Origin of the sequence: Pseudomonas putida, assembly GCF_050990305.1 — a bacterium.
Classification (GTDB): Bacteria; Pseudomonadota; Gammaproteobacteria; order Pseudomonadales; family Pseudomonadaceae; genus Aquipseudomonas; species Aquipseudomonas putida_AH.
Window position 1 is genome coordinate 2,610,674 of sequence record NZ_CP158817.1, and the last position, 17,673, is coordinate 2,628,346.

The 17,673-nt window shown below is 58.6% G+C and carries 18 protein-coding genes and 1 pseudogene; 12 read left to right on the plus strand and 7 right to left on the minus strand.

The window, feature by feature from the left end:
* Nucleotides 1-141: 141 nt before the first annotated feature.
* From ABTV22_RS12090 to ABTV22_RS12115, 6 genes are all read left to right on the plus strand, one after another.
* Nucleotides 142-3,039 (plus strand): sensor domain-containing phosphodiesterase, encoded by a 2,898-nt coding sequence (locus ABTV22_RS12090; RefSeq protein ID WP_433740391.1) that lies wholly within the window; start codon nucleotides 142-144, stop codon nucleotides 3,037-3,039.
* A gap of 193 nt (nucleotides 3,040-3,232) precedes the next feature.
* Nucleotides 3,233-3,997: a tetratricopeptide repeat protein gene (locus ABTV22_RS12095; protein ID WP_433740393.1), complete on the plus strand. Its 765-nt coding sequence runs from the start codon at nucleotides 3,233-3,235 to the stop codon at nucleotides 3,995-3,997.
* Between the two features lie 375 nt (nucleotides 3,998-4,372).
* Nucleotides 4,373-4,648 (plus strand): metal/formaldehyde-sensitive transcriptional repressor, encoded by a 276-nt coding sequence (locus ABTV22_RS12100; protein WP_433740395.1) that lies wholly within the window; start codon nucleotides 4,373-4,375, stop codon nucleotides 4,646-4,648.
* A gap of 20 nt (nucleotides 4,649-4,668) precedes the next feature.
* Nucleotides 4,669-5,583 (plus strand): CDF family Co(II)/Ni(II) efflux transporter DmeF, encoded by a 915-nt coding sequence (gene dmeF / locus ABTV22_RS12105; RefSeq protein WP_433740397.1) that lies wholly within the window; start codon nucleotides 4,669-4,671, stop codon nucleotides 5,581-5,583.
* A gap of 38 nt (nucleotides 5,584-5,621) precedes the next feature.
* Nucleotides 5,622-5,978, plus strand: a complete 357-nt coding sequence (locus tag ABTV22_RS12110; RefSeq protein ID WP_433740399.1) for a hypothetical protein — start codon at nucleotides 5,622-5,624, stop codon at nucleotides 5,976-5,978.
* A gap of 2 nt (nucleotides 5,979-5,980) precedes the next feature.
* Nucleotides 5,981-6,160 carry a DUF1289 domain-containing protein gene (locus ABTV22_RS12115; protein WP_433740400.1) on the plus strand — a complete coding sequence of 60 codons (180 nt, stop codon included), beginning with the start codon at nucleotides 5,981-5,983 and terminating at the stop codon, nucleotides 6,158-6,160.
* A gap of 47 nt (nucleotides 6,161-6,207) precedes the next feature.
* On the opposite strand, the gene ABTV22_RS12120 is transcribed toward ABTV22_RS12115, so the two are convergent.
* From ABTV22_RS12120 to ABTV22_RS12135, 4 genes are all read right to left on the minus strand, one after another.
* A complete protein-coding gene (locus ABTV22_RS12120) occupies nucleotides 6,208-7,191 on the minus strand; it encodes a transporter (protein ID WP_433740402.1) in 984 nt (327 codons plus the stop codon).
* 179 nt (nucleotides 7,192-7,370) lie between these two features.
* Nucleotides 7,371-8,051 (minus strand): cytochrome b, encoded by a 681-nt coding sequence (locus ABTV22_RS12125; protein WP_433740404.1) that lies wholly within the window; start codon nucleotides 8,049-8,051, stop codon nucleotides 7,371-7,373.
* A gap of 369 nt (nucleotides 8,052-8,420) precedes the next feature.
* Nucleotides 8,421-9,221: a lytic transglycosylase domain-containing protein gene (locus tag ABTV22_RS12130; protein WP_433740406.1), complete on the minus strand. Its 801-nt coding sequence runs from the start codon at nucleotides 9,219-9,221 to the stop codon at nucleotides 8,421-8,423.
* A gap of 273 nt (nucleotides 9,222-9,494) precedes the next feature.
* Nucleotides 9,495-9,746: a hypothetical protein gene (locus tag ABTV22_RS12135; RefSeq protein ID WP_433740408.1), complete on the minus strand. Its 252-nt coding sequence runs from the start codon at nucleotides 9,744-9,746 to the stop codon at nucleotides 9,495-9,497.
* 92 nt (nucleotides 9,747-9,838) lie between these two features.
* Between ABTV22_RS12135 and ABTV22_RS12140 the strand changes: the two genes are divergently transcribed.
* Both ABTV22_RS12140 and ABTV22_RS12145 read left to right on the plus strand, forming a co-directional pair.
* Complete coding sequence (locus ABTV22_RS12140; RefSeq protein WP_433740410.1) at nucleotides 9,839-10,045, plus strand: hypothetical protein; 207 nt, start codon at nucleotides 9,839-9,841, stop codon at nucleotides 10,043-10,045.
* A complete protein-coding gene (locus ABTV22_RS12145; protein WP_433740411.1) occupies nucleotides 10,042-10,617 on the plus strand; it encodes a hypothetical protein in 576 nt (191 codons plus the stop codon). Before ABTV22_RS12140 ends, ABTV22_RS12145 begins: the two co-directional genes overlap by 4 nt.
* Nucleotides 10,618-10,814: 197 nt before the next feature.
* Here ABTV22_RS12145 and ABTV22_RS12150 read toward each other — a convergent pair.
* The 3 genes and pseudogenes from ABTV22_RS12150 to ABTV22_RS12160 form a co-directional block, all read right to left on the minus strand.
* Nucleotides 10,815-10,901: pseudogene (locus tag ABTV22_RS12150) on the minus strand (DUF6124 family protein); the annotation flags it as partial.
* A gap of 58 nt (nucleotides 10,902-10,959) precedes the next feature.
* The gene (locus tag ABTV22_RS12155; RefSeq protein ID WP_433741375.1) at nucleotides 10,960-12,075 is read right to left on the minus strand and encodes an alkene reductase; all 1,116 of its coding nucleotides are present in this window, start codon (nucleotides 12,073-12,075) and stop codon (nucleotides 10,960-10,962) included.
* Between the two features lie 34 nt (nucleotides 12,076-12,109).
* On the minus strand, nucleotides 12,110-12,592 hold the full coding sequence (locus ABTV22_RS12160) for a nuclear transport factor 2 family protein (RefSeq protein ID WP_433740413.1): 483 nt from the start codon (nucleotides 12,590-12,592) through the stop codon (nucleotides 12,110-12,112).
* A 135-nt stretch (nucleotides 12,593-12,727) separates the two neighbouring features.
* On the opposite strand from ABTV22_RS12160, the gene ABTV22_RS12165 reads away from it, so the two are divergent.
* The 4 genes from ABTV22_RS12165 (at nucleotide 12,728) to ABTV22_RS12180 (ending at nucleotide 17,641) form a co-directional block, all read left to right on the plus strand.
* Nucleotides 12,728-13,666 carry a LysR substrate-binding domain-containing protein gene (locus ABTV22_RS12165; protein WP_433740415.1) on the plus strand — a complete coding sequence of 313 codons (939 nt, stop codon included), beginning with the start codon at nucleotides 12,728-12,730 and terminating at the stop codon, nucleotides 13,664-13,666.
* 227 nt (nucleotides 13,667-13,893) lie between these two features.
* Nucleotides 13,894-15,753, plus strand: coding sequence for an ABC transporter ATP-binding protein (locus ABTV22_RS12170; protein WP_433740417.1), 1,860 nt, complete (start codon nucleotides 13,894-13,896; stop codon nucleotides 15,751-15,753).
* Nucleotides 15,754-15,911: 158 nt separating this feature from the next.
* The gene (locus tag ABTV22_RS12175; protein ID WP_433740419.1) at nucleotides 15,912-16,346 is read left to right on the plus strand and encodes a glycine zipper domain-containing protein; all 435 of its coding nucleotides are present in this window, start codon (nucleotides 15,912-15,914) and stop codon (nucleotides 16,344-16,346) included.
* A 776-nt stretch (nucleotides 16,347-17,122) separates the two neighbouring features.
* Nucleotides 17,123-17,641 carry a 2,4'-dihydroxyacetophenone dioxygenase family protein gene (locus ABTV22_RS12180; RefSeq protein WP_433740421.1) on the plus strand — a complete coding sequence of 173 codons (519 nt, stop codon included), beginning with the start codon at nucleotides 17,123-17,125 and terminating at the stop codon, nucleotides 17,639-17,641.
* Nucleotides 17,642-17,673: the final 32 nt, after the last annotated feature.

Sequence of the window (17,673 nt, forward strand, 5' to 3'; positions counted from 1 at the left end):
ATGCGATCGCAATCGCACATCCGACATAAAACCATTGAAAAAAAACGCTATAAGCTTTAAACGGAAAGGTCACTGGCACAATGCTGGCAATTAACAAAAAAAGCTAAGTGACTATCGCCATTCTTGGCACAGGGAGCGCTGATGAGTGTTCGTCCATTGACCGACTTTCCAGGGCAATCGAACGATTGCGACGTTGTCGCATCTCAACCCAAAGGGAATCGGGATACCGTTGGTATGGCCTACGCGGGCAATCAGGACACGATCGAGCAATTGCTGGACTCGGCGCGCAACTGGGCCCATACCACTGCGTGGGCGGTTTACCGTGCCGGTGAACAGATGCATTGGGTCGGGCAGGGCGATCCCCAGGCGCAGTGGCCCGCAAGCGTGGCCAATGAAGAGTTCGACGCCTTTTGCCGACAGCGCAATCTGCACCGCTGGCCGACCGGCCGAGGCGAAAGTGTGCTGGGCTGGCTGCTCGCGCCCATCGACGAGGCCGCGCAGCCGGTGCTCGCTGAATTTGCCCAGCGCCTGGGCATCGAGGTGCAAACCAACACCCTTGCCCGTGCGCAGATCACCCAGCGTGTGCTGTATGAAATTACCTACCTGGCCAGTTCCACCCGCGACCGGTCAGTGTTTTTGGTGGGGGTTCACCGGCTGCTGGCCAGTCTGATCGACGCCGAGAACTTCTACCTCGCGCTGTATGACCCGCGCACGGGCAAGATCGATTACCCCTATTACGTCGACATTATCGACGTTGAGGCGGTGGAATCCTCGCACTACGAATACCTCGACCCCTCGCACCTGTCGTTGACCGGCCAGGTGCTGGTCAGTGGCCAGCCGCTGTTGATCGACGCCGCCGGCATTCTCGCGGCTCAGGCCCAGGGCCGTTTCCACTGCATAGGCGATCGTCCCGAGTTCTGGATGGGCGCGCCGCTGAAAAACGCCTCGGATGAGGTGTTTGGCATGCTGGCGATGCAGGTCTACGACGTGTCGCGTACCTACAGCGCTGAAGACCGCGCGCTGTTTCTGGTGGTGTCGCGCCATGTGGCCATGGCACTGGACCGACTTCTGCATCGGGCAGATCTGGAAGAAACCGTGATGCGTCGCACCCTTGAGCTGTCGGCGCTCAACGATGCGTTGCGCCAGGAGGTGGCAGACCGTGAGCGCGCCGAACATCTGCAGAGCGCGCTGTTCCAGATTGCCGAGCTGTCGAGTCAGCCCGGCGACATGGCCGAGTTGTTTCAATCCTTGCACGGCATCGTCGGCGATTTGCTGTTCGCGCAGAACTTCTACATCGCACTGTTCGACGACGCGACCAGTGAAGTGACCTTCCCGTATTACGTCGATGAGCGCCAGACCATCTGTCCCGCGGCACGACGTGGGCGTCGAGGTTTGACCGAGTACGTCATCCGTCAGCGTCGACCATGCCTGATTGATGTGGCCGAGGCTGAGCGATTGTCGGCGCAGGGTGAGATCGAAATCGCCGAGGAGTATTTCCGCTCCTACTCCTGGCTGGGCATTCCGTTATTCGATGGCGACGTGGTGCGTGGCGTGCTGGCGGTGCAGAGCTACACCTCGCGGGTACGCTATACCCAGCGTGATCAGGAACTGCTGACGTTCGTGTCGCGGCACATCGACACCGCCTTGTCGCGCCGCACCGCAGCCGAAGCGATCCACGCCGCCAACCTCAAGCTCGAAGCCCGTGTGCAGAGCCGCACCCGCGAGCTCGATCACGCCAATGCCAAGTTGCAGCACGAAAACGCCCACGATGCCCTGACCGGGCTGCCCAATCGCACCTACCTGCAACAGCGCCTTAACCAGGCCTGGACGCTGTTCGGCAGCGAAGGCGGGCACCTGGCGGTGATGTTCATCGACCTCGACCGCTTCAAGATGGTCAACGATAGCCTTGGCCACCATTTTGGCGACCTGCTGTTAATGCAGGCTGCCCACCGTCTGCGCGGCTGCCTGCGGGAAACCGACATGCTGGCACGCCTGGGGGGCGATGAGTTTTCGGTGCTCGCCCCCGAGGCGCCGCTGGAGGTGCTGGTCGAAATCGCCGAGCGGATCCTGGTGGCGTTCGACCTGCCGTTTTTCATCAACGGCCATGAGGTGTTTTCGTCGTGCAGCATCGGCATCGTCAGCGCCGATACCCAGTTCCACCAAGAGCCCGCCGATTTGCTGCGTGATGCCGACGCGGCGATGTACCGGGTCAAGAGCGCCGGGCGCGACAGCTACGCGGTGTTCAATCAGGAAGTGCGCCGCGAGGTCTCGGACCAGGTTGAACGTGAAGGCGCCCTGCGCAACGCACTCAAGCGTACGGACGAGCTGCTGCCGTACTTCCAGCCGATTGTCAGCGTCGACAGCGGTGAGCTGGTGGCCCTTGAAGCGCTGATCCGCTGGCACCAGCCGGGCGGCCGAGTGATCACGCCGGGCGAGTTTCTGCCGGATGTCGAAGGCTTGCGCCTGATCGGTCGACTCGACCTGTACATGCTCAACAGCATCGCACTGATCCTCGCCCAACCCGAGCACGCCAACTGGCCGCCGGTGCACGTCAATTGCTCCAGCTACAGCATGGCGCGTCCGGAATTCGCCGGTGAGGTGCTGGCATTGTTGGCGCGGCACCGGGTTGCGCCGTCGCGCATCTGCCTGGAATTGACCGAAGGCGCATTGGTCGCTGAGCCGGCGATTGCTCGGCAGACCATGCAGCAACTGGCTGACAACGGCATGTCCGTGGTGCTCGACGACTTCGGCGCAGGCTTCTCATCCTTAAGCTATGTGCATCAATACCGGTTCAGCGGCTTGAAGATCGACAAATCGTTCATCCTCGAACTGACCAGCAGCCCCCGCAGCCGCGCCATCGTGCGGGCGATTGTGCGCATGGCCGAATCCCTGGACCTGAGCGTGGTCGCCGAAGGGGTCGAGGACCAAGCGACGCTGGAGCTGCTGCGGGAAATGGGGGCAGGGCAGGCCCAGGGTTATTACTTTGCCAGGCCGATGGGGTTGGAGGCGTTGTTGGCGAGTTCGCTGGTGGCGCGCTAGGGGAGCATCGAAAGGCCGGGGCCATTCGATGAATCGGTCGGTCCAGGCATTTCGTCGCATGCCGTGGAGCAGGGTAGATCACTTGGGAACTACGACGCAAAGGCCCGGTCGATAGTGGCCCCTTCAACTCATTCCAGCCGCAGGCGCGTGAGTGACGAAGGTGCTGTCCCGAGACCTTCCGAGTCCGTCATCGATGCCAACCAAGAGTTTTCTGCTGGGTTTCTTCCTGGCGTGCTACGCCGCCGCGTCGACTTCCGCGCTCGCCGCCGAACGCAAAGCCACCCCGCACAGCAACAACGCATCGACCGCCCTGATCGAATCGGCCTCGCAGCAGTATGCCAACGGTCAGTTGGACCAAGCCGCCGCCACGCTCGAGCGAGCCCTGCATATCCAGCCGAACAACCCCGCGACCCTGCATTATCTCGGCGTGCTGCGTCTTCAACAGGGGCAGTACCAACAGGCTGAAACCCTGGCCGTGCGCTCCAACATGCGGGTCGGGCAAAACGTTGCGTTGCGCAATCGCAACCTTCAATTGATCGAGGCGGCGCAGAAAGCCCAGGTATCGAATACCCCTCCCAATGCTGACGAACGTCTTGTCGGTGTGCAGCAGGGGTTGGAAGAAGAGGCTAGAAGGGGGCGCGAAGCTCAAGTGGCGGCTGCCGAGCAGCCCACCCCGAACACTGTGCGTGAGACGGGCGCCCTCACACCCGAACCCGCACAGCAGGACGCGGCCCTGTCCACCCGCGACAACCCGCCACCTGAGCAGTACCTGCAAGCGGTCGCCGTCCAGCCAGGCCCCGCCTACGATGAAGTGAACATTCCCCGCGGCCATTGGCCGCCGCCGGGAAAATGCCGAATCTGGTTCCCCGACCGCCCGCCTGGGCATCAACCCAAACCTGGGAAGTGCAAGAAACTGCGAGATCGGGTGCCGGCGGGGGCTTATCTGGTGCGAGGGTGAGGTTTGTGTGTCTCCTTTGTCCCGTCCCTTTACCCAGCAACGTGGCAAGGGGAATTATCCCCGTTGGACTGCGCAGCAGTCCCTCCAGACGCTGTGGTGTGTCTGTTGTACTGCGTTATCGTTCTTCGCGTTGTAGGAGCCAGGCTTGCCGGCGAACCGGGGCGCTGCGGTGTGTCTGTCAAACCGCGTCATCGTTCTTCGCGGGCGAGCCTCGCTCCTACGGGCGAACCAGACGCTGTGGTGTATCTGTCAAACCGCGTCATCGTTCTTCGCGGGCAAGTCGGATCGCCGCCCGTTTTCTTTTCACCTACCAATCTTGTATAGGTATAGGGGGTATGCCTATCATACGCAAGGCATAGGTAGGGGGGGTATCCCATGGGTCATATCGCAGCAAACAAAGACGATCTTCTTAAACGCGTTAAACGTATCGCCGGACAAATCCAGGCCGTTGAACGGGCATTGGAGTCGGATCTCGATTGCGCCAAAACGCTGCACCTTGTCGCCGCCACTCGCGGAGCCATTAACGGCTTGATGGAAGAAATCATCGAGGACCACGCGCGCGAGCATGTCGCCAACCCGGCGCTTAGCGAAGAGGAGCGTAACCAGGGCGTCGAAGAGCTTCTTGAAGCCATTCGCCGTTACTCCAAGTGAGCACATCGAGGTACACGCTCATGAACAGCACCCACCCCAATTACACACACGACCACCAATTCCTTGGCTCGGCGCACGACGAAAATGCCAAGCGCACGCTTTGGGTTGTGGCACTGACCGTTGTGATGATGGTTGGTGAGATCGCGGCCGGGTATATCACTGGCTCGATGGCGTTGCTGGCCGATGGCTTTCACATGGCAACCCATGCGGGCGCACTGGGCATTGCGGCGGCCGCTTATGGCTACGCTAAACGCCACGCTCGCAGCCAGCGCTACAGTTTCGGGACCGGAAAAGTTGGAGATTTGGGTGGATTCGCCTCGGCGCTGATTCTCGGCATGGTTTCCCTGGGCATTGGCGTTGAGTCTGTCATGCGCCTCTTGCAGCCTACGGACGTTCAATTCGGCACCGCTACACTCATCGCGATTGTCGGTTTGATCGTCAACATTGTCAGTGCCCTGCTGTTGGGCCATGGACACAGCCATGGACACGATCACGATCATGACCATGTCCATCACGGACACGACAACAACCTGAAATCGGCCTACGTCCACGTCCTCGCAGACGCATTGACCTCGGTCCTGGCCATTGCTGCACTGCTCGCCGGGCGGTATCTGGGTTGGGTGTGGCTGGACCCGGTCATGGGCATCGTCGGCGCCATGGTGATCGCGCGCTGGGCATGGACCTTGATGGGCGTGACCGCGGGTGTGCTGCTGGATCAGACCGATGCGCACGTTGCCGAGGAAATCCGTGAATTGGTTGAGAAACCGGGGGATGCCACCATCACCGACTTGCACGTCTGGCGAGTCGGACCGCAAGCCCATGCGGCCATCGTCAGCGTCCTTGGTGAGTCCACGGCGAGTGCCGACAGCATTCGAGAACGTCTCAAGCCCGTGCACGAAATCAGCCATCTGACGGTTGAGTTTCGACCGGTCTGATTCGGCGCTTCCCACCCTTATCATCAAAGGAACTCGCAATGCCCCCAGGCAAACGTGAACTGGCGCGGATCGAACGCCGGTTGATCGCCACGCTCACTGACGCGTGCGAAACCGCAAAAGGTGAAATCAAAGGCTTTACCTGGCTCACCCATACCGCTGACCTGAACGCGTTGACTCAATCGCTAAAGGTCATCTGGGTGTTCGAAACCCTGGCCGACAAACAACTCGCCCAGGCCAATGCAAAGGCACGCATCTTTGAGCTGACGGCCATCGCATTGAATGAAGCCGACATCGACTTCAATCCATCCGACCGCACTGTCCGTTTCGACTCCGAGCAAGAGTGTCAGCGCTCTCACGGTGGCGATTGGCACAAGCGCCTGGCCACAGGTTACTGACGATGGCCAAGGAAATCGAAAACCCCTGCATCTCGGTTTGTCAGCTCAGTGGTGACTTGTGTGTGAGTTGCGGACGAAGCAAGGAAGACATCAGAAAGTGGAAACGCATGAAGCGGCCAGAAAAAATGGCCGCTGTGCAACGGGCGAAAGTGCGCTTGAAAGGGTTGAAGAAGGCGCAATGACAAAAGGGGACAGACTCATCGTTGTCCCCTTTTCTATATCCAGAGTTTCAAAGCCCTCCGCCGAAGCGATACTGCCAGACGATACCAAAAGCATCGTATTCACTGCCGGTACGGGTATGCGCACCCTCACTCGCAAATAGCTTTAGCGAGTTAGTTCGGTCCAAGGGCAGCGAGAGTGTGCCCCCATAGCGAGTATTTTCCTGAAAGTCGTGGTTGCCGAGCCCATCGACCGAGGTGCTCCCGCCAGCGAAGTAGGTGCCATCCAGCGAGGCCCAGACACCGTTACTGAAGGCATAGATAAAGTGCACCTGTGTTTGGTAGGTCGGGTTCTGAGAAAAGGTATGGTCGCCCAGGTACTGGTTGTTGTCGGTGTAGAAGGTCGCCGCACCGGATAATTCCAGGGTCACTTGTCCCAGGCGCTTGGAAATCCCCAGTTCGGGCTTGAATGACCAGCGGTTGTTGCCGAGATTGACCAGTTTGCTGGAGTCGTATTGGCCAAGTGGCGCCGTAATAGCCAGGCTGGCGCCGATAATCACATCCTGCTGATAGCTGGGAAACTCCGCCAGGGACATCGCCGGAGCGCCATACAAGTTGACCGAGAATCGGAATCTGGGGTCTATCAACCCCGTCACATTGCGCTCCCTGGGCTCACCGGCAAACAGCGCCGAGCCCGACAACCTGGCTTCAGGCACGACGATATCGAACTTCCCGGAGCGGCCCCAAACGTCCAGAGACCTGGCATAGGCAGCCACGACAGTCTTGATGTCGAGCTTGGCATCCTGGAGTGGGACAGACGGGTTGGCGGTCACGTTCCCCTGCAGATCGCTGTAGCCCAAGAGCAGGAAATTGATACCGACCGGTGTATTGGCGTAGGACCTGGGTTCCAGATCCTCTGCCACTGCACAGGGGGTTATTAAGATGAGTGAAGCGGATGCGAACCGAGCCAGCCCGACGACGCAGGGGGTGCGTTTGATCCACATTCGCTCGCTTCCTGTCAGGACCTCAAGGTTCCAAGTAGTGTAGTAGCGCATCGGCATTCGTTTGGCACTAGCCATTGCCGACACACATTATGTGACTGCACTGACTGTTTGATCGGGTGTTCTTTCGATCAGTGGCTAAGTGTAAAGGGGGTACCAAGCTCCTACAAAATGCTGTGTTGTTCTGTAGGAGCTTTAGTGTAGTTGCTGGCAATCGTTGCGACTGTAAACCACTAGTCCCTGGGAAAGCGGCGACGATCGTGAAGGCTACCGCCGAACATGGGTATTGGCTGTTGCAGGGCAGCCGGTACTGACGCTGCGGCGGGAGGCGTCCACATTGGGTTGTGGTTGTTGGCGAGTGGGCGGCTGGTTTCTTCGCTGGCGTGTAGCGGCGGCTCATAGGTCGATGTCTGAAAGCTCATATTCCTAAGAATATGGTTGCCACTGAGTTCATGTTTGGCCACCGCCAGTAGATGTAACAGCAGCAGTCCACCCAGCATGCCGGTACTGTCTTGATGCGCGGCATGGAAGCTGTGCAGCAACTGCGGGTCGGTGATCAGTTGCGGCATGCTCAGTAACCCAAACACCGTAATGGGTCGATCCATCATCAATACGCCCGTCAGCAGCACTATCGCTGTTATCAGGTAAATCAGGTTATGGACAAAAGTTGCCAATAACTCACCCGGTCCGGCGGGGTGTTTGTGTAGATGATTGATGCGCAAAATTGTGCGTAGCAGGAAGAAGGGGATGAACAAGGTTGTCATCGAAATATTGAGAGCCGTTATCATTGACTTAATGTCAGGCGAAGCGTTGAACAGCGCTACGTAAGAGCCCATACATAACGACCAGAGGATAATGAACGCCGACAACCAATGCAGTGCTATTTGTGCCGTTGTGTATTTACTGTGAGTCATGACGGTTTCCTCGAACTCGATTGAGATAGATTGTTATTCATACCTTCCTGTGATCAATGTCCATGTTGGGCATATCCAACTTTCCTATTTCCGAACTTTTTAGACTCGCTAACTAACTTGGCAATTAGTACGCCAATTCTTGAGCGGGCAGACTTGATGCCCCACAGCCCTTGTAATGACGAGCTTTAGCTGTAACTGCTTGTGGTTGAGGTGGGCGCCAGGGTGGGGATGGCCCCAATGTTGGGACGGGTTAACGCCGAATTTGGGTGGACCGATCCGCTGTTGAATGTGCGCTTGGGGCGATAGCAACCGGTGAGCGTGGAGGTTTGTTTGAGCCCCGTCCGGCGTATTACCTATTCCGGACTGAACCTAGCGATGGTTGCGATAGCGTTCGGTCAAGGACTGCACGAGGGTGACGTAGGATTGCGTCTCGGCGTAGGGCGGCACGCCGTTGTATTCGTCCACGGACGCTTCGCCCGCGTTGTAACCGGCCAATGCCAGCGCCTGGTTGCCGTTGAAGCGCTTGAGCAGCCAGGCCAGGTAGCGCACACCGCCACGAATGTTCTGTTGTGCGTCGAACGGGTCGTCCACGGCGAAGCGCTCGGCGGTGGCGGGCATCAACTGCATCAGTCCCTGGGCGCCGGCTTCGGAAATGGCGTTGGGGCGAAACGCCGACTCAGCATGGATCACGGCGCGGACCAGCGCCTTGTCGACACCATAATGACCCGACGCGGCTTCGATCTCCCGCCGATAGGCATGGGTGTCCAGGCGCAGAGAGGTGACCTTGAAATCCTTCGGCGCCATGCACAGGTAGCAATCCTTGATGTAATAGAGCTCAAGGACATCGACCCGTGCAGAGATCCCTTCGGGGCGCCGGCTCACATATTGACGGACTCCCTTGTGGATGAAGGTCCACACCCGAATCCGCATCACGCCTGGGTCGTCGTCCCGCACAAGGCGTGGCAGGGCCTTGGCGCTGACACTGGCGTCGGCCATGCCACTCAGGCGGGTGCAGTGGGCGCCGGCGATGACCTGGCGGGTGTAGCTGATGGCTCCGTCCCTGGCTTGGCACTTGAACATGGCGCTGGCGCACAGTGGAGTGACCAACAAGGCCAGCTCGATGCAGCCAACAAGGCTCTTGCGAGCCCATCGCCAAGCTCTGGAACTCATCACATCGCTCCGCGCCGCAGGCGCCGATCCGGCTTGCGCCAAGCAGGCGATCTATTGCGCTGCAATTGCGCGGTTTCTGCGCAAGGTCAGGTGAGGTGGTTAAGTGACGGATATAGGCAATCTATACCTTTCGATTGCCTTTGAGCGCTTTAAGGAGCCGCATCTGCTTATCACCCGTTGCCATTGTTTCAGGCAAATGCGGGCGCAAGTCCTATAAACGCCTGATTCGCTGGGCGTTTACCGGTACAGGCTGTTCGCGGATTAACGCGTGACTCAGTATTTGATATCCCGGGCTCTCTCCCGCCCTTGCTGTTTTGTCTGGCGTTTTTCCTGCCGGCATTTGGAGTTGCTTTGCTGGTTGGCTGCGCGGCAGTTCTGTTTGGTCTGGCGCGCATCCTGGCGCGTTTCCTGGCGAACATCTCGTGCGGCACGGCGCTGTTGACCTTGTTCTGTAGCCCAGGTGGTTCCCGCCGAGCACACCAGGAAGGTCGCCGCGATCAAAGCGCAAAGTCGAAGAGTGGGCATCAAATGATCTCCTATGGACAAGGTACCGAGATTGTTCGGTAGCTGATTTTCCTTTCGCTTGAATGGGAGCGGAACAGGTGAGGGAATGCCCCATGATTGTAGATCGCATTGCGGCGCAGCATGAAGCCGATGCCAAGCGGTCGATCGAACGAGCGATCATCCTGACCTGCGACGATTGGCGCGTTGCGCGGGCAAATCGGTCATTGATGACTATGCTTTGGCGCACGGGCCGCGTGTTCCTCAGGGCAGGTTTCCTGCGCGCAGCCCAGTCATCCATACCCTGGACAACTGGCCTATGAAACCAATTCGCTCCCTTATTCCGGCTTTAGCCTTTATGTCGCTGGTGACGACTGCCAGTTTTGCCGCCCCTGCGAACGACTTACCGTTGAGTAGCGAGGTCTCTAGCGAACGCTTCGCAACGCAGGTGCTGGCCGTCGACCCGGCGAACCACCAGGTCACCATCGAAGGCCTTGATAAACGCCCGGTTACCATCCAGCTCACCGACAAGGCCAAGGCCCTGCGCAACCTGAAAGTCGGCGACAAGGTCGAGATACGCGTCACCCGCTCGATTGATTTCATCCTCGACAACAAGGTCGGTGGCGAGCCGAATGTCAGCAACGATGCCTGGGTCAACCGCGCCGCCCCCGACAGCCTTCCAGGTGGTGAGGCGTATCACACCGTCAAGATCACTTCGAAGATCACTGGCATCGACGCGAAAAAACACCAGGTGAATCTGCTGAGTCCGGACGGCAAAGATTACGTCGTGACGATAACCGATCCCAAAATTCAGGCGCACATTAATGACTTTCAGGTGGGGCAGACGGTCGACGCCATTCACACTGAAGTGTTGAAAGTGGAGACATCACGCTAAAAGGCTTTTCAATCGGGATGGGCACATTGCGTCTGTCGCGAGATTCGAGCTCTCGGAGTAGGGCGCGCGATATCAACCCTGTAGGAGCGAGCATGCTCGCGATGGACGTCAACGATAACGCTGGCTGTCTGAATGACCGTGTTATTCAAACGTTCTTCGCGAGCATGCTCGCTCCTACAGGTCTCAGTTCAGATATTTCAGGGCGGATCAATCTGATCCAGCACCCGATTTGCCGTGATCTGCGCCAGCATCACGCTGTTGGAAATCCCCAGCAGCGCATGACGATCTGCTACACGCAGGCTAGCAGACCGGGAAGTCGAGTCGCCCCGACATCCGGACTGCTTAGTTCGCCACCGTCGCGCGGTAGGCGCGATAGTCGGTATAGCCTTGGGTTGGGCTACCGTCGATGCCGTAAAAAGTAGTTCGATCCCCCTCAGCAATCGGCCAGCCGTTTTGCATCCGTTCGACAAGGTCGGGGTTGGCAATGAATGGGCGACCAAACGCAATCAGATCCAGGTCGCCGGCCTCCAGCGCAGCGTCTGCCAGCTCCCGATTAAAGCCCCCCGCAGCGATCAGGGTGCCTTGATACGCTTGGCGAAATCGAATGGCGAACCCTTGCGGAATAGCTTCTGCGCCAAGGGTGAGTTGGTCACTCAAATGTACGTACGCCAGGTCCCGGTCATTGAGTGCCGACGCCAGGCTCAGCCAGGTGTCGGTTTCTTCGGCATAGGGGTGCATGTCGAACAGGCGACCAAATGGCGACAGGCGCACACCTACCCGGACACTGCCGATTTCCGCGGCCAAGGCATCCAGTGTCTCGAGCAGCAAGCGTTGGCGATTGGCGATGGAGCCACCGTAGGCGTCCTGGCGAATGTTCAATGCACCGTTAAGGAATTGCTCGAAGAGATAGCCATTGGCGCCGTGCAATTCGATGCCATCAAAACCTGCGTCTATTGCTCGGCGCGCGGCGCTTACAAAGTCAGCAATGATTCGAGGTACCTCGGCCGTGCTCAATGCTCTGGGGATGCTGGCTTGCACAGGGCCGGGCTTGCCTTTTGCAACCCACGCGTAGGCGTTTGAGTGTGCGGCTACGCTCGCGACCGATGACACTGGAGCGCCATTGTCCGGTTGAAGTGATACATGGGACACGCGCCCGACATGCCACAGCTGCGCGAAGATTCGTCCGCCTTTGGCGTGGACGGCATCCGTCACAGGGCGCCAGGCTTGAGCTTGTTCATCGGTATACAGACCTGGGTTGAACAAGTAGCCGCACCCCTCGCGGGAAATGGGTATGCCTTCACTGATGATCAGGCCGGCCGAGGCTCGTTGGGCGTAGTAAAGAACAGTGTGTTCATCCGCAATATCGTTAAGGGCTCTTGCCCGAGTCATGGGGGCCATGACGACGCGGTTGGCCAACGGGGTGCCGGCCAGATCGTAGGATTTGAATAATGTATTCATCAGAAACTCTGTGGGTGATGGAGAAGAAAAACGATCAGCAGGGCAGAACCAGGCCGTTACCAGGATCGCCGCCCCCGACATCGTGTTCAGGCCAAACGACATCGAGGCGCGTGCGGCTGATCAGCCATTGGCCGTCCACACGCCGATACTCGTCGGCATATAGGCCGAGCAGCAGCAACGGGTTCTCGCCCGCAGCCCTTTGGGTGGCGAAATCGATCAGGTAGCAGCGACCTTCGGCCCGGTTCTCATCGAGGATCTCGATCCAGTGATTCGACACGGCGTGGATGAACGGATACACCCCGCGTTGTTGCCCATCGAATACCGAAAAGGCTTGGGTCAATCCCTCTTGGATGGCTTCGCGACCTTTCCAGCGACCGCGATCGACTTGGCAAATGGCATCTTCGGTAAACAACAGGGCGAGCGCATCCATACGGTTGGCGTCGAGGTGGTGGCAATAGCGCAAGCGCAGGTTTCTGATTGCTTCAAGCGTGAGCAATCGGTTCAAGTCGGTGTTCATGGTGGCCTCAAGGGGAAGGTCATTTGGGAGTGAGGCCCACTCTAATCAAGTCGAATAACTCTAAAAACCGGTGAAAAATTCAATCAGTTAATCCTCTGGGGATAGAATGGGCGTTCTATCTCAGCGGAGCCGGTCATGGATTCCCTTCAATTTGATGGCATCCCGGAGTTCACGCTCGCGGCTCAACACGGGAGTTTCACGGCGGCGGCATTGCAACTGGGTGTCACCAGTTCGGCAGTGGGCAAGAGTGTGACCCGACTGGAAAAGCGCCTGGGCATCAAGCTGCTGCATCGCACGACGCGCAAGCTGAGCCTGACCCGTGAAGGGGAGGCGTATCTGGCCAGTTGTCTGCGGGTGATGGAGGAGCTGGCGGACATTGAAAACAGTCTTTCTTCAGGGCGTAGCGAGCCAAGGGGACGCTTGCGAATCGATCTTCCTGCCGCTTTTGGTCGACGACATATCGCCCCGATGCTGATTTCCCTGGCGCGCAAATATTCGCAGCTCGATCTGACGTTGACCTTCGGTGAGCGGACGGTCGACATGATCAACGATGGTATTGATCTGGCGGTTCGCATCGGTGACCTGAAGGATGATCCAGAGTTGGTGGCGCGCCGACTCGGTGAGCAGCATCTGGTGATCTGTGCGGCGCCCGATTACCTGAGTCAATGCCCACCGATTTTGCACAAGTCCGATTTGCTGGAGCGTGACTGCATCATTGCCTGGCGCAAGGGGCTGCGCATGGCATGGTTGCTGAAGAGCTCAAAAGGCGGGATACAAGAACAGGAGGTCCGAGTGCGACATGAGTTTGGCGACGGTGAAATGATGCTGCGTGCGACGTTGGAGGGGTGTGGGCTTTGTCAGTTGCCGACCTGGCTGGTGGCCGAACACCTGAGTAGTGGGGCATTGGTCACTGTCTTGGATAACTACGCAGGCGCAACAATGCCCATACACGTCATTTGGCCGCGTACGCGTTACATCCAGCCGAAAGTGAGAATTGTCGTCGACGCATTGCTCAACATGGCCGAAGAGAAAGCAGACCTGTTCGACGCCACCAATCCCCTGCGCCAGTCATAGTTACACCCCCACAGTCTTCATGCATGGATCTGTACGACCCGTACGACCTGTAGGAGCTGTCGAGTGCAACGAGGCTGCGATCTTTTGATTTTGTTTTTTAAGATCAAAAGATCGCAGCCTTCGGCAGCTCCTACAGTGAATCTCGCCGCGTCGTCTGATGTAGCAAAACCCTCAAGGCTACCGTTCAATGGCAGAATCGCCTCAATTTGATCGTTTTGGAGAACACCATGCTTCGTGCGTTTGAACGAAGGCTCGACCCTTTTCCTCCTGACGAGGTGCCACCGCCACCCGACGGTTTGGCGCGCTTCCTGTGGGCCTGTACGCGGGGTGCCCGCGGTTACATTCTGGCGCTGGCGTTGCTCAGTGCCGCCGTGTCGATTTACGAAGCCTGGCTGTTTTCCTTCCTCGGCCAGGTCGTGGATTTGCTCTCGACCTGGCAGGCAGGCGGTGAAGCGGCTGCGCAGGAAAGCCGCGTGTTGTGGGGCATGGGCATCGTCATGGTGACCAGTGTCGGGCTGGTGGCGTTGCGCACCATGGTGCAGCACCAGATCTTGGCGATTAACTTGCCGTTGCGGCTGCGCTGGGACTTCCATCGCCTGATGCTGCGGCAAAGCCTTTCGTTTTTTTCCGATGAGTTTTCCGGCCGGGTCACGACCAAGGTGATGCAGACGGCGCTCGCGGTGCGCGACATGTTGTTCACCCTGATCGAGATCGCACCCGGGATCGGCGTGTATTTCATCGCCATCATTGCACTGGCTGGCGGCTTCGCCCTGAAACTGATGCTGCCTTTCGTTGCCTGGGTCGTGCTGTTCGGGCTGGCCATGCGGTACTTCGTGCCCCGCCTGGGGAAAGTCGGGCAGGAACAGGCCAATGCGCGGTCGATGATGACCGGGCGTATCTCGGACGCCTACACCAACATCACGACGGTGAAGCTGTTCTCCCACTCCAATCGTGAGGCGCACTTCGCCCGTGCCGCGATGGAGGATTTCAAGCAAACCGGCTTTCGCCAGATGCGCCTGGTCAGCCAGTTCGAGATCGTCAACCAGGCGTTGGTGGTGGCATTGATCATGTCAGCAGGGGGGTATGCCCTGTGGCTATGGCACCAGGGGGAGGTCGGGGCGGGTGCCGTGGCGGCCATCACCGCCATGGCGTTGCGTATCAATGGCATGTCGCACTGGATCATGTGGCAGATGACCTCGCTGTTCGAGAGCATCGGCACCGTGCAGGATGGCATGGCCACCTTTACCCGTGCCCCCAAGGTGAAGGATGCGCCCGGTGCGGGCCAGCTGGTGACCTCCGGCGGCGCGGTCACCTTCGACAAGGTGAGCTTCAACTACAACGGCGAACGCCAGGTGCTCGACGGCCTGAGCCTGAACATTCGCCCGGGCGAAAAAATCGGCCTGGTTGGCCGCTCCGGCGCCGGCAAATCCACGCTGATCAACTTGCTGCTGCGCTTCTATGACATCGACAGTGGGGAGATTCGCATCGACGGCCAAAACATCGCACACGTGACGCAAGACAGCCTGCGCGGTGCCATCGGCATGGTCACGCAGGATACCTCCCTGCTGCACCGTTCCATTGGCGACAACATCGCCTATGGCCGTCCCGATGCGACCGACGCACAAATCCGCAGTGCCGCGGCCAATGCCCAGGCCCATGAGTTCATCAGCCAACTGAGCGACCGGCAAGGTCATACCGGCTACGACACCCTGGTGGGAGAGCGGGGCATCAAGCTGTCGGGCGGCCAGCGCCAACGTGTCGCGATTGCCCGGGTGATGCTCAAGAACGCCCCGATCCTGCTGCTTGACGAAGCCACCAGCGCGCTGGATTCGGAAGTCGAAGTGGCCATTCAGGAAAGCCTCGATGAAATGATGCAGGGCAAGACCGTGATCGCCATCGCCCATCGGCTGTCCACGATTGCGGCCATGGATCGGCTCATCGTCATGGATCAAGGGCACATCATCGAACAAGGCACCCACCTCCAATTGCTTGCGAAGAACGGCGTCTATGCGCGGCTGTGGCAGCATCAAAGCGGCGGGTTCCTGGGTGAGGACGAGGGCGTGGTCGAGGCCATGGATCAGGTGTGAGCGCACTATGCAGCAAAAAATAGAGTGATTACTCGATAAACGGTGATCCTGCCCGGCCATTGATTGATCCAGATTAATGTGCGGCTAAATGCGCATTGACCTGACTCAGCCGGACCGACAAAATTTCCGGCTCTTTTGAATGGCTTGAGGTTTGTCAGATGCGTAAATCATTGTCTGTCGTTGCGCTTAGCGTTCTTGTTTCTCATTACGCCTTCGCCGGTGAAACCACGAACACCGCCGTCGGTGGCGGTATCGGTGGTGCCCTGGGCAGTGTTGTCGGTCAGGCCGTCGGGGGTAGCACCGGCGCGGCGATCGGAGCCGGTGTAGGCGGTGCCGCCGGGGGAGCGATGACGGCCAAGAGCGGCAAGAAGACTGAATCCGCCATTGGCGGAGGTCTGGGGGCCGTGGGTGGTCAAGTGATTGGCAACAGCGTGGGTGGTTCTACAGGCGGCGTGATCGGCGCAGGTCTGGGAGGCGCGGCAGGCGGTGCGGTCGGCAACAGCCTGGCTGACAATGACGATAATCACGACAATCATTCCGACCACAAGCATAAAAACAAACACCACAACCACAAACACAAGCATCACGACTGACACCCAAACCCCGTAGGCGCTGCCGAAGGCTGCGATCTTTTGATCTTGCTCTGCAGAAAAACAAGATCAAAAGATCGCAGCCTCGTTTCACTCGACAGCTCCTACAGGTTGCGTGGTCCGGCTTTGCCCCCGAGCATCACACCATTCCCTGTAGGCGCTGCCGAAGGCTGCGATCTCTTGATCTTGAAGATCAAAAGATCGCAGCCTCGTTTCACTCGACAGCTCCTACAGGTTGCGTGGTCCGGCTTTGCACCCGAGCATCACACCATTCCCTGTAGGAGCTGCCGAAGGCTGCGATCTTTTGATCTTGCTCTGCAGAAAAACAAGATCAAAAGATCGCAGCCTCGTTTCACTCGACAGCTCCTACAGCGGTCCGGTTTTGCACCCGAGCATCACACCATTCCCCGTAGGCGCTGCCGAAGGCTGCGATCTCTTGATCTTGCTCTGCAGAAGAACAAGATCAAAAGATCGCAGCCTCGTTTCACTCGACAGCTCCTACAGGTTGCGTGGTCCGGTTTTGCACCCGAGCATCACACCATTTCCTGTAGGAGCTGCCGAAGGCTGCGATCTTTAGATCTTGCTCTGCAGAAAAACAAGATCTAAAGATCGCAGCCTCGTTTCACTCGGCAGCTCCTACAAGGGATCGTAGCCTTTGACTGTGTCGGGAAATGCCAAACGCCTGACCGCAAATGACAATTTTTCAGGCGGGCGGCACCTCAATATGGCGGCAGGACGGAGTACACGTCCCGACCATTGCCTAAATGAGGAAAATAACAATGCCGATGCCCACGCCGATGTTCGATCACAAAGAACTGCTGACGATCAACACCAACGAACTGCCGATCTATGAGGACGCGCTGGCGCCTTATTTTCCCGGCGTTGACGTACAGCCTTTGTACCTTGACCCGAACCTGGGTATCTGGACGTTGCGGGTTATTTTCCAGCCGGGCGTGCGTCTGCCTTGCCACTACCACACCGGTCCCGTGCACCTGTTCACCATGTCCGGTCGCTGGCATTACGTCGAGTACCCGGACCAGCCGCAGACCGCGGGCAGCTACCTCTACGAGCCGGGCGGTTCGATTCACACCTTCATGGTTCCCGAAGATAACACCGAGCCGACCGACACCTTCATGGTGGTCTACGGTGCCAACATCAACTTCGACCAGGACGGCAACTTCGTGAACGTCATGGACGCCACCGACATCATGCAAATCATCGAGCGCCTGGTGAAGGAACGCGGCCTGGAACCGGCCCGTTACATCCGTCCGGGCCACGCCGGCTACACCGTCGGTTGAGTACGCGTGACGGGCACCGTGCTGCCCGTCAG